Origin of the sequence: Pseudonocardia sp. (assembly GCF_035305885.1) — a bacterium.
In the GTDB taxonomy this organism is placed as follows: Bacteria; Actinomycetota; Actinomycetes; order Mycobacteriales; family Pseudonocardiaceae; genus Pseudonocardia.
On record NZ_DATGOP010000052.1, the window covers coordinates 61,099 to 71,858 of the forward strand.

General features: G+C 74.1%; 12 protein-coding genes and 1 pseudogene. 7 read left to right on the forward strand and 6 right to left on the reverse strand.

The window, feature by feature from the left end:
* Position 1: 1 nt before the first annotated feature.
* Both VKZ81_RS10045 and VKZ81_RS10050 read left to right on the forward strand, forming a co-directional pair.
* Positions 2–1,087 (forward strand): flavin-containing monooxygenase, encoded by a 1,086-nt coding sequence (locus VKZ81_RS10045; RefSeq protein WP_324241194.1) that lies wholly within the window; start codon positions 2–4, stop codon positions 1,085–1,087.
* On the forward strand, positions 1,084–1,575 hold the full coding sequence (locus tag VKZ81_RS10050) for an NUDIX domain-containing protein (RefSeq protein WP_324241195.1): 492 nt from the start codon (positions 1,084–1,086) through the stop codon (positions 1,573–1,575). The genes VKZ81_RS10045 and VKZ81_RS10050 overlap by 4 nt, the downstream gene beginning before the upstream one ends.
* 111 nt (positions 1,576–1,686) lie before the next feature.
* On the opposite strand, the pseudogene VKZ81_RS35115 reads toward VKZ81_RS10050, so the two are convergent.
* Positions 1,687–2,166 (reverse strand): annotated as a pseudogene (locus VKZ81_RS35115) (NUDIX domain-containing protein); the annotation flags it as partial.
* 182 nt (positions 2,167–2,348) lie between these two features.
* Between VKZ81_RS35115 and VKZ81_RS10055 the strand changes: the two are divergent.
* On the forward strand, positions 2,349–3,116 hold the full coding sequence (locus tag VKZ81_RS10055) for an alpha/beta hydrolase (protein ID WP_324241196.1): 768 nt from the start codon (positions 2,349–2,351) through the stop codon (positions 3,114–3,116).
* On the opposite strand, the gene VKZ81_RS10060 is transcribed toward VKZ81_RS10055, so the two are convergent.
* The 3 genes from VKZ81_RS10060 to VKZ81_RS10070 form a co-directional block, all read right to left on the reverse strand.
* Entirely contained in the window at positions 3,083–3,349 is a 267-nt protein-coding gene (locus tag VKZ81_RS10060; protein WP_324241197.1) for a hypothetical protein, read from the reverse strand. The two genes, VKZ81_RS10055 and VKZ81_RS10060, sit on opposite strands and share 34 nt — an antisense overlap.
* Before the next feature lie 161 nt (positions 3,350–3,510).
* Positions 3,511–4,296 carry an LLM class flavin-dependent oxidoreductase gene (locus VKZ81_RS10065; RefSeq protein ID WP_324241198.1) on the reverse strand — a complete coding sequence of 262 codons (786 nt, stop codon included), beginning with the start codon at positions 4,294–4,296 and terminating at the stop codon, positions 3,511–3,513.
* Positions 4,281–5,096, reverse strand: a complete 816-nt coding sequence (locus tag VKZ81_RS10070; RefSeq protein WP_324241199.1) for a TetR/AcrR family transcriptional regulator — start codon at positions 5,094–5,096, stop codon at positions 4,281–4,283. The genes VKZ81_RS10065 and VKZ81_RS10070 overlap by 16 nt, the downstream gene beginning before the upstream one ends.
* Before the next feature lie 88 nt (positions 5,097–5,184).
* On the opposite strand from VKZ81_RS10070, the gene VKZ81_RS10075 reads away from it, so the two are divergent.
* Both VKZ81_RS10075 and VKZ81_RS10080 read left to right on the forward strand, forming a co-directional pair.
* Positions 5,185–6,396, forward strand: a complete 1,212-nt coding sequence (locus tag VKZ81_RS10075) for a DUF418 domain-containing protein (protein ID WP_324241200.1) — start codon at positions 5,185–5,187, stop codon at positions 6,394–6,396.
* Positions 6,393–7,214 carry an alpha/beta fold hydrolase gene (locus VKZ81_RS10080; RefSeq protein WP_324241201.1) on the forward strand — a complete coding sequence of 274 codons (822 nt, stop codon included), beginning with the start codon at positions 6,393–6,395 and terminating at the stop codon, positions 7,212–7,214. Before VKZ81_RS10075 ends, VKZ81_RS10080 begins: the two co-directional genes overlap by 4 nt.
* Positions 7,215–7,247: 33 nt before the next feature.
* Here the strand turns inward: VKZ81_RS10080 and VKZ81_RS10085 are convergent, their stop codons facing one another.
* A complete protein-coding gene (locus tag VKZ81_RS10085; protein ID WP_324241202.1) occupies positions 7,248–8,447 on the reverse strand; it encodes an FAD-dependent monooxygenase in 1,200 nt (399 codons plus the stop codon).
* A gap of 78 nt (positions 8,448–8,525) precedes the next feature.
* A complete protein-coding gene (locus tag VKZ81_RS10090) occupies positions 8,526–9,335 on the reverse strand; it encodes a class I SAM-dependent methyltransferase (protein WP_324241203.1) in 810 nt (269 codons plus the stop codon).
* A 112-nt stretch (positions 9,336–9,447) separates the two neighbouring features.
* On the opposite strand from VKZ81_RS10090, the gene VKZ81_RS10095 reads away from it, so the two are divergent.
* Both VKZ81_RS10095 and VKZ81_RS10100 read left to right on the forward strand, forming a co-directional pair.
* On the forward strand, positions 9,448–10,149 hold the full coding sequence (locus VKZ81_RS10095; protein WP_324241204.1) for a winged helix-turn-helix transcriptional regulator: 702 nt from the start codon (positions 9,448–9,450) through the stop codon (positions 10,147–10,149).
* A 44-nt stretch (positions 10,150–10,193) separates the two neighbouring features.
* The coding region (locus VKZ81_RS10100) for a thymidylate synthase (protein ID WP_324241205.1) at positions 10,194–10,760 on the forward strand (567 nt) is incomplete at its 3' end.

Here is a 10,760-nt window from a genome sequence, read left to right on the forward strand (position 1 = left end):
TGTGAACAGTTCCGACGCGATCGTCGTCGGCGCCGGCCAGGCCGGCCTCGCTGCTGCCCGCTCGCTGCTCGCCCGCGGCCTGAACCCGGTCGTGTCGGAGGCCGGACCCGAGCCGGTCGGCTCGTGGCCGCGCTACTACGACAGCCTCGTGCTGTTCTCCCCGGCCCGCTACAGCGCGCTGCCGGGGCTGCCGTTCCCCGGAGACCCCGACCACTACCCGCACCGTGACGAAGTCGTCGACTACCTGCGCCGCTACGCCGCCACCCTCGACGCCGACATCCGCACCGACCAGCGCGTCACCGACGTCCACCCCGACGGAGACGGCTTCGCGGTCCACACCCCGACCACAACCTCGACCGCCCCGCTGCTGATCGCCGCCAGCGGCGGCTTCGGAACCCCGCACCGGCCCGACCTGCCCGGCCTGCACACCTTCACCGGGCACGTCCTGCACGCCGCCGACTACCGCTCGCCGCAGCCGTTCGCCGGGCAGCGCGTCGTGGTCGTCGGCGCGCGCAACTCAGCCGTGCAGATCGCGCTCGAGCTCGCCCGACACGCCCACGTCACCCTCGCATCCCGCGCCCCGATCAGGTACGCGCCGCAACGCCTCCTCGGCCGCGACGTGCACTTCTGGTCGGCCGTCCTCGGCTACGACCGCCTGCCCATCGGGCACCTGCTGCGCACCGAACCCGGCATCCCCGTCGTCGACGACGGCACCTACCGCCCCGCCATCGACGTCGGACGCCCCGCCCGCCGCCCGATGTTCACCCACGTCGACGGGGACCAGGTCATCTGGCCCGACGGCCGACACGAGCACGTCGACACCATCCTGCTCGCCACCGGCTACCGCCCCGCCCTGGACCACCTCACCCCCCTCGGCGCGCTCGACGCCACTGGATCGCCCCGACACTCCCGCGGCCTGTCCTGCACCCACCCCGGCCTCGGCTACGTCGGCCTCGAATGGCAACGCAGCTTCGCCTCCGCCACCCTGCGCGGCGTCGGCCGCGACGCCGACCACGTCACCACGCGCCTCTGGCGGCGCACCTCCGGAAGCAACCGTTGCTGTGCCCGCGCAGCGGCAGCGGCGTGACCGTCTTCCGGCGGGGGGTGCGCGCCCTGATCACCGGACCTGACGGCCGGATCCTGCTGATGAGGGTGCGCGACGAAATGCCGCTCGACGCGTCGGACCCGGTCACCGACTACTGGATCCTCGTCGGAGGCGGGGTCGAGCCCGGGGAGAGCCTCGACGCTGCGATGGTGCGGGAGATCTTCGAGGAGACGGGGCAGGTCGTCGACGATCCGGGGTCGTGCATCTGGCGACGTCGCAAGAGCATCACCGATGCCTCGGGCGTCACGCGTGCGGTCGACGAGTGGTACTTCTGGTGCCGTTTCGCCTCGACCGAGCTGAGTCGGGCCAACCTCAGCGAGTACGAGCGCGGCTACGTCCAGGAGCTCAGCTGGTGGGCGATCGACGACCCGGACCTGCGCAACGTCCGGATCTTCCCGTCCGGCTTCGTCGACGCGGCGCGCAGCGTGCTGCGGGACGGCCGCCCCGCGGAGCCGCGATGGTTGGAGTAGTTGTCGGATCGGGGAGCCGTTCTCCAGGTACAGCGTCGTCCCTTCGGCCCGGGCGCGGCGCGCTGCTCGCGTGCGTCGCAGCACGTGCGCCGAGAGCCGGGCCTCCAGCTCGTCACCGGTGCACCAGGCCCAGCTGCGCAGCTCGGCCGGAAGCGCGATCTCCTCCTCGGAGGGGAGCGGGGCGCCGTCGTAGACCAAGAGGAGCCCCTCGATGCGGCCGGGGCCGGGCGGAACCCGGTCGACCACCAACAGCCGTCCCGGTTCGACGGACGGGCCGAGCTCGTGCCGTACGGCGCGCGCCGCCGCCGCGAAGGGCGACTCGTCGGCGCCGACGACCACGCCGGGCAGCAGCCAACGGGGCCGGTAGGTCGGCTCGACCAGCAGGGTGCGGCGGAGCTCGTCGCGAGCTGCGTGCCGGCCGCGGTGCGCTTGCGCGGCAGGCCGTTGAGGTATGCCGCGCGCTCGGGTGCCATCGCCTCGAACATCTCCTCGACCGGCATCTCGGTCCCCTCCTCCAGGTGCGTGATCGTGGCGGCCACGGTCGAGGAGAGGGGGCGCAGCCGGTAGGAGTTGCCGTGACGGCAAGGTCAACGGATCGCCCGGAACTCGGTGGTGAGACCTCGGGATCGTCGGCTACGGTGCCGGAGGCCGTGCGCGAGATCGAGGAGGTGGTACCCGTGAACGCATCGACGTGGGTGCTCCTCGAAGGGGTCACGGTCGGGCGGTAGGTCGCCCGGGAGCGCCGTTCCCGAGCACTCCCGGAAGGCCGGAACATGCACTTCACCACCGAACAGCACCTCGACGGCGTCGTCGTACGCCGGTTCAGCCTCGTCGACATCCCCGGCATCCTCTGGGCGCCCGGCCGCGCATCCGCGCCGGTCCCGCTGGTCCTGCTCGGCCACCCCGGTGGCCTCGACGCGATGTACCCCCGGTTGGCCGCCCGCGCCCGGGCCGCCGTGGCGGACGGCTTCGCCGCGGCCACCCTCGAGCTGCCCGGCGCCGGTGACCGGCCCCGGTCCGCCGCCGCCGACGAGGCCCGCGCCGACCTGCGCCGGGCGATCGCGGCCGGTGGGCCGGTCGACGACGAGATCGTCGAGCGGCTGGTCCGTCCGCTGGTCGACCGGGCGGTGCCGGAGTGGCGGGCGGCCCTCGGCGCCCTGCTGGCCCTGCCGGGGATCGGCGGCCCGGTCGGGTACTCCGGCGGGCCGATCGCCATCGGTGTCCGGCTGGCGGTGGTCGAGCCGCGCATCGCGGCCGCCGTCCTGTTCGCCGGCAGCTACGTGCCGCGTGCGATGTTCGACGAGGCCCGGCGGGTCACCATCCCGCTGCACGTCCTGCTGCAGTGGGACGACGAGGGCAACGACCGGCAGCTCGCCCTGGACCTGTTCGACGCCTTCGGCTCGAAGGAGAAGACGCTGCACGCGAACACGGGCGGGCACACCGGCGTCCCGGCGTTCGCGGGGGAGGCCGCGGGCCGTTTCCTCGCCCGCCACCTCCGACCCGGAGATCAGTACGCGATCGGCGGAGGCGGGAGCCGGTAGACCAGGGCGTACCAGCGCTGCCAGGCGTCGTACTCCAGCTTCCAGCGTTCGAGGTCCTCCCGGTACCGCAGCTGCGCCTGGTGGTTGATCCCAGCGGTCTGCTGAGCGGCGATACCCCAGATGACCAGCCAGAAGCCCGCGGTGAGGATCGACAGCAGCAGGTGGAGGATGTGGTTGGTCTGCCGGGGGCGTGGGGGCTCCGGCCGGACCGGCGGCGGACCGACGTACTCCATGATCCTCCTTCGCGGGAACTGCCCGCCGTCGCTCCTGGTCGGTGGGGAGCCCGGGCCCTGCATGGTTCGGCCGGCCCGGCGGGGTCGTTACCGCGACGTGCGAACGCCGCCCGACCCGGCGCCGCCGCGATGAGCGGGGGCCGGGGCCGGGCGGCGCTCGATCAGTCCCGCGGCCCGCGGCGGATGGAGGCCCGCAGCTCGTCGACCCAGCCGCCCTCCGGGTCGATGCCCGTCACGAGCCAGGTCACGCCCGCCTTCTCGTAGTCGCGGGCGGGATGGCCGGCCATGTGCACGGAGACGACGTCCCACCCCGGGGGCCGCTCGACCCCGTCGAGGTAGTCGGCGACCTGCTCCGGGGTCAGGGCGCCGCCCACCGACAGCGGGACGAAGCCGTCCCACCCCAGCGCCCGGCGCAGCGGCCTGCGGTGCGGGCTCTCGCCCGCGACCCAGATGGGTGGCCGCGGGGACTGCACCGGCCGGGGCAGCAGCTCGGTGTGCACCTCGAAGTGCTCGCCGTCGTGGTCGACGCGGCCACGCAGCAGGCCGTCGAGCACGGCGAGGCCCTCGTCGAGCACGTTGGCACGGTGGCGGGCGTCGCTCGGCTCCCCGAACGCGGCGAACTCGGCGTCGGGCGGCGCGCCGAGGCCGACGCCCAGCACCGTGCGCCCCCCGCTGAGGTGGTCGAGGGTGGTGAGCTCCTTGGCGACCTTCCACGGCCTGCGCCGCGCCAGGGGGGTCACCATCGTGCCGAGCACCACCCGCTCGGTCCGGACGGCGACGGCGCCGAGCAGCACCCACGGGTCGTGCACGTCGAGCCGCAGCTCGGGCAGCCACGTCATGTGGTCCCAGAAGAACACGCCGTCCCAGCCGGCCCGTTCGGCGTCCACGGCGAGGGAGACCAGGGTCTCCGGTGGCGCGAACGGAGGCAGGTTCACCGCGTGTCGCATGTTTCCCCCCTTGTGTTTCCGGTTTTCCGGGTGCGGACGGGTTCCGCCCGCGCGGCGTCGACGGCGGCCGCGACGCCGTCCAGGATCAGGTCGAGTCCGAACGTGAAGGCGGGGCCGGGCTCCGCCTGCGCGGCGGGGCGCGTCGGGGCGGACTCGAACAGGTCGGACGCGAACAACGCGGCCGCGTCGGGGAACCGGTCGCGGTCCACCAGGCGGGCCATGGCCCGACCGTATTCGCGGGCCACCTCGGCGGCGCCCTGCCCGGTCCGGCTGCGGCCCGCCGCCAGCTCCGCGGACTGCAGGGCCGTGCTGCGGACGTAGCCGCTGAGCACGGTGAGCACGTTGACCTTCGCCGCCCAGCCGAGCCCCGTGTCGCGCAGCACCCGCAGGCCCACGTCGAGCCAGGCGGTCGCGTTCGGCCCGCCCGGCGGTCCGGAGACCGGCAGCCGGGCCAGCCACTCGTGCCGTCCGTGCACCTGCCGGTGGGCGACGGCCCAGTGCCGCAGCCCGTCCCGCCAGTCCGCCGCGTGGATCTCGGGCGGGGCACCGAGGACGTGGTCGCCCATGAGCACGTACAGCTCGTCCTTCGAGCCGACGTGCCGGTACAGCGACATCGTCGTGAAGCCGAGCTCCTTGGCCACCCGCGACAGCGTGACGGCGCTCAGCCCATCGCGGTCGGCGAGGTCGACGGCCGTGCGCACGATCCGCTCGACGTCGAGCTCCGCCGGACGCCCCAGCCGGGAACCCGAGCGCAGCCGCCACAGCCGGCCCAGCGTCGGGGGCACCTCGTCGACCGTCACCGGAGCAGTCTCCCCCCAACGGTCGCGCCGCTCGAACACCGCATTAGTATGTCCCTTATAGTTTATGTCATCAACTAAAGGGGGATACGTGTCCGTCGCCGTGAGAGGGCCCGTGCGCCGCGCCGAGCGCGCGCTCGCGCCCGACCTGGCCCGCGGGGCCATGCTGCTGTTCATCGCGCTCGCCAACTGCGCGGGCGCGTTCTTCGCGGCCGCGCCCGGTGTCGACACCACGCCGCACGGCCTGGAGCGCGCCTACAACCTGCTCATGTTCACGCTGGTGCACGCGCGGGCCTACCCGATGTTCGCGATCATGTTCGGCTACGGGCTGGTGCAGATCGCCCGCCGGCAGGACGCCGCGACGGGGGACCCGCGCGCCGCGCGGTCGGTGCTGCTGCGCCGCAACGCGTGGCTTCTGGTCTTCGGCGCGGTTCACGGCGTGCTGCTGCTCAGCGGCGACTTCCTGGGCGGCTACGGCCTGGTCGGGATCGCCTTCACCCTGCTGCTGCTCCGCCGGGGCGAGCGCGTGTACCGGCTGGCGCCCTGGTACCTCGCGGTCACCGGGGTGTACTCGGCCGTGCTCGCCGTGGTGATCGCGCTGACGGCGGGCGGCCCTCCGGCCCAGGTGCCCACCTCGCCGAACGCCTCCTTCGCCCAGCCGGACTACCTCTCCTCGCTGGTGCACCGGCTGCAGGAGTGGCCGATCCACACGCTCACGATCACGGGCCTGGTCTTCGTCGTCTGGGTCGGCGCGTGGGCGGCACGGAAGCGGATCCTCGAGGAGCCCGGGCGGCACCTGCGGATGCTGCGCGTGGCGGCCGTGGGCGGCATCGGGCTCGCCGTGGCGGGCGGTCTGCCGATGGGGCTGTTCAGCGCGGGCCTGATCGAGGTCGGCGCCGCCGCGGCGCCGTGGGTGAAGCTGCTGTACGAGGTGTCGGGCACGTTCGGCGGCGTCGGTTACGTCGCACTGTTCGGCCTGCTCGCCCACGCGCTCACGACGCGGACGCGCTCCCCGCGCGAGAACGTCGTGGTCGGCGCGCTCACCGCGCTCGGCGAGCGGTCGCTGTCCGGCTACCTGTTCCAGTCGGTGGCGTGGGCGGTGCTGGCCTGGCCGTTCGCGCTGGGGCTCGGCGCCACCGCGGCGAGCCCGACGTTCGCCGCCGCCGCGTGTGCCACGGCGGTGTGGCTGATCTCGCTCGTGGCCGCGTACGCCATGCAGCGCCGGTCCTACCGCGGTCCGGCCGAGGTGCTGCTGCGGCGGCTGGTCTACGGCCCCCGTCGAGCGGCGGTGCGCGCGGCATGACGGCGGCCTGGCGGCTCCCGGACCGGATCCGCGTGGCCGGCGGCGAGGTCGCCGCCGGGGTGTTCGGCGACGGACCACCGGTCGTCCTGGTCCACGGCACCCCCGCCTGGTCGTACCTGTGGCGCCGCGTGGTGCCGCTGCTGGCGCGGACCCACGCCGTGCACGTCTGGGACATGCTCGGCTTCGGCGACTCGCGGGTGGCCTCCGGGGTGGCGCCGTCGATCGCCCGCCAGGCGGCGACGCTCGCCGAGCTCGTCGACCACTGGGGCCTGACCGCGTCCCACCTCGTGGGACACGACATCGGCGGCGGGGTCGTGGTCCGCGCCCACCTCGTCCACGGCGTGCCAGCGCGCCGGCTGGCGCTGCTGGACGCCGCGGTGATCGGGCCGTGGAACACCCCGTTCACCGAGCACATGCAGCGGCACAGCACGGCCTACCGGACGATGCCGACGCACGTGTTCGCCGACATCATCCGGCCGCGCCTGCGCAGCGCCGTCCACCGGCCGCTGCCATCCGACGTGCTGGAGGAGTACCTGCGGCCGTGGGCGGGCCGCGCCGGGCAGGAACGCTGGGTCGACCAGGTGGTGGCCGTTCGCCACGCCGACACCGCCGAGGCCGTCGCCCGGCTCGACCGGATGCGCACGCCGACCCTCGTCCTCTGGGGCGAGCGCGACGCCTGGCTCACCCCCGACGTCGGGCGCCGGCTCGCGGCCGCGATCCCCGGCGCCCGGCTGCACGTCGTGCCGGAGGCGGGCCACTTCCTCCCCGAGGACGCCCCGGACGCCGTCGCCGCGGCCCTCCTGCGGCACCTGGCGTAGCGGCCGCGTCCGGCTCGCCCGGTCGCGGCGGCGTCAGCGCGCCGCGCCGGGCAGGGCCGCGGGCCGCGGTGCGGCGGAGGAGGCGATCCTGCGGTGGGTCACCCGGCGGGCCGCGTCGAGGACGAGCGCGCGCACCAGCTCCAACAGGCGGTTCGTCGGGACGAACCGCTGCTGCTTGACCCGCGCGGAGTTCTGCTGCCCGGTGATGAACGGGCGCAGCCCGGTCTCCCACGCAGCGAGGGCGGCGCCGAGGTCGTCGGGGTGGCGCTGCAGGGCCGTGGCGAGCGCGGCGCCGCCGCGCATCGCCGACGAGGCGCCCATGCCCGAGTAGGTGGTCATGCACCACGCCGCGTCCCCGGTCAGCACGACCCGCCCCCGGCTCCACCGCGGCAGCTTCACCTGGTGCACCGAGTCGAACAGGTGCTCCGGGGCCCGTTCGAAGCAGTCGAGGACGTGGCGCACCACCGGGTCGTCCATCCCGGCGTAGACCTCGCGCAGCCGCTCGATCCGCGATCCGGCGAACTGCCCCGGGACGTCGTCGGTGCAGTAGGTGAGCAGCGCGGTCGGTGGGTGGTCGCCGAACCCGAACACCCACACCGCCCGCTTCGCGCGCGCAGAGGCGACCGTGTGGCTCGGCGCGATCGAGGGCACCTGCTCGGGCAGCTGGAACGCGCAGATCATCGCGTTCCAGTCGGTCAGGAACTCCGCGTCCGGGCCGAACACCATCCGGCGCACGCTCGAGCGCAGCCCGTCCGCGCCGACGACGAGGTCGAAGCCCTCCCGGTACCGCGCCCCGGTGTCGGCCTCGGCCAGCAGGACCTCCACCTCGTCGTTGCGCTCGGTGATCTCGAGCGGCGTGGTGGCGAACCTGACCTCGACCGGCTCCTCGCCCGCGGAGATGCTGCGCCACAGCGCGGCCTCGACGTCGCCGCGCAGCACGGCGGCCCCGCCGAGGTCCAGGAAGCCGAGGGCCGGCTTCCGGCGTCCCCGCCGGGTGAACGACCACGTGATCCCGCCCGGCTCCCACTCGGGGTTGCGGGTGTGCAGGTGATCGGTGATCCCCAGCTCGGCCGCGGCCTGCACGCCCTCCGGGAACAGGAAGACGAAGTAGCCCCCGGTTCGACGCTGCGGCGCCCGTTCGACGACCACCGGCGTCCACCCCGCGCGCCGCAGCCCGATCGCCGCGGACATCCCCGCGATCCCGAGTCCCACCACGAGTGCCTTCTTCCGCACGGCTCACCCCTCTTAACTAAGTTAAGGACCAGCGTCCTTGAACTTAGTTAAGTTGTCAACGTGGGCCGTGGCGGTGGCTCAGCGCACCCGGGCGACCACCCGGACGTAGTCGTACTCGTAACGGGCCGGGCCGCCCGGGCGGCCGCGGTCGGTGCGGACCGCGAAGTCGAGGAAGTCGCGGTCGAGGGCGGCGACGCGGTCCGGGTCGTGGGCGGTCGCGGCATAGGTGGAGATCGTCGGGCCGAAGGTGCGTTTGTAGAACGCGCAGAGCTGCGCCGGCTCGGTGAACTGGTCGACGGTGAGGGCGTGGCGGGAGACCTGCAGCGACTCGACCCGGTCGCCGAACAGCTCCGCCACGTGCTCCTCGGTGCCCCACAGCAGCGGGGACGCCGCGCCCGGCGGCGGTGGCTGGTACCGGGCGAACACCGCGAAGAACTCCGACACGAACCCCTCGGGCGGCCAGTTGATCATCCCGATCAATCCGCCGGGGCGGCAAACCCGCACCAGCTCGTCGGCGACGGCGCGGTGGTCGGGGGCGAAGATCACCCCGACCGCCGAGGTCACCACGTCGAACTCGTCGTCGGCGAACGGCAGGGACTGCGCGTCCGCCTCCACCCACTCCAGGTCCAGCCCGCGCTCGGCGGCGACGCGGCGCCCGACCTCCAGCAGCTCGGGGGTGAGGTCCGAGGCGACGACCCGCGCCCCCGTGGCGGCGGCGGGGACGGCGACGTTCCCCGTCCCGGCCGCGACGTCGAGCACGCGCTGCCCCGCCGTGATCCCGCAGGCCCGGACCAGGTCGGGTCCGAAGCCCGCGAGCACCTCGGACACGGCGTGGTAGTCCCCGAGCGCCCACATCGTCCGCTGTGCCGTCATGGCATCGGTGGTCATGGTGTGCCTCCGGTTCCGGTTCGTCGCAGCCGAGGATGGGCCGGACGCGGGCGGGCGCCCACGACAGAAATCGGAGTTGGCGTCCGCTCCGGGCGGGGCCATAGTGGTGCCCGTGGAGCGCGGCTACGGGCAGTACTGCCCGATCGCCCTCGGCGCGGAGGTGCTCGCCGAGCGGTGGACGCCGCTGATCATCCGGAACCTGTGGCTGGGCTGCGAGCGGTTCTCACAGATCCACGAGGGCTGCCCGCGGATGTCGACGACGCTGCTCGCCTCGAGGCTGCGCACGCTGGAGCGCGACGGCGTCGTCGCCAGTGCCCCCGCGCCGCGCGGGCGCGGGCGGCGTTACCACCTCACGCCGTCGGGGCGGGAGCTCGCCCAGGTCGTCATGGCGCTCGGGGCGTGGGGGGAGCGTTGGCGCGAGGTGACCCCGCGCGAGCAGGACCCGTACATCGCGCTCTGGTCGTGGGCCCGCATGATCGACCTCGACGCCCTGCCGGCGCGCCGGGTGGTGGTCCGGTTCGCGCTGCGCGACCGCCCACGCGACCGGTTCTGGCTGGTGCTGCAGCGTCCGTGGCCCGAGGTGTGCGTGACCTACCCCGGCGCCGGGGACGACCTGGTGGTCCGCACCGACGTCGCGACGCTCGTCGACGTTCAGCGCGGCCGGCTCGCGCTCACCGAGGCACGGGCGAGCGGGGCGTTCGCGGTCGAGGGGGACCCGGTCCTGGCCCGGTCGCTGCCCCGCTGGGGCGGGATCAGCCCGTCGATGGCGCGCGCGGTGGGCGCGTCGTCCGGTGCCCGGTCCGCCCGGGCATAGGATCGGGCCCCGACGACGCACACCTTCGCGGGCGAGGACGGGGCATGCCGGACACGCAGTACGAGGACCTGCTCCGCCGCGTGCTCGACACCGGGTCCTGCAAGGCGGACCGGACCGGCACGGGCACGCGTTCGATCTTCGGCCACCAGCTGCGCTACCGGCTGGCCGACGGCTTCCCGCTGATCACCACGAAGAAGGTGCACTTCCGCTCGGTGGCCTACGAGCTGCTGTGGTTCCTGCGCGGCGACGGGAACGCGCGCTGGCTGCAGGACAACCGCGTCACGATCTGGGACGAGTGGGCCGGGCCCGACGGTGATCTCGGCCCGATCTACGGGGTCCAGTGGCGGTCGTGGCCCACCCCGGACGGCGGGCACGTGGACCAGATCAGCGAGGTGCTGCGCACGTTGCGGGAGAACCCGGACTCCCGGCGGATGGTCGTGTCCGCGTGGAACGTCGCCGACATCCCGCGGATGGCGCTGCCGCCCTGCCACGCGCTGTTCCAGTTCTACGTCGCCGACGGCGAGCTGTCCTGCCAGCTCTACCAGCGCAGCGCGGACCTGTTCCTCGGCGTGCCGTTCAACATCGCGAGCTACGCGCTGCTCACGCACATG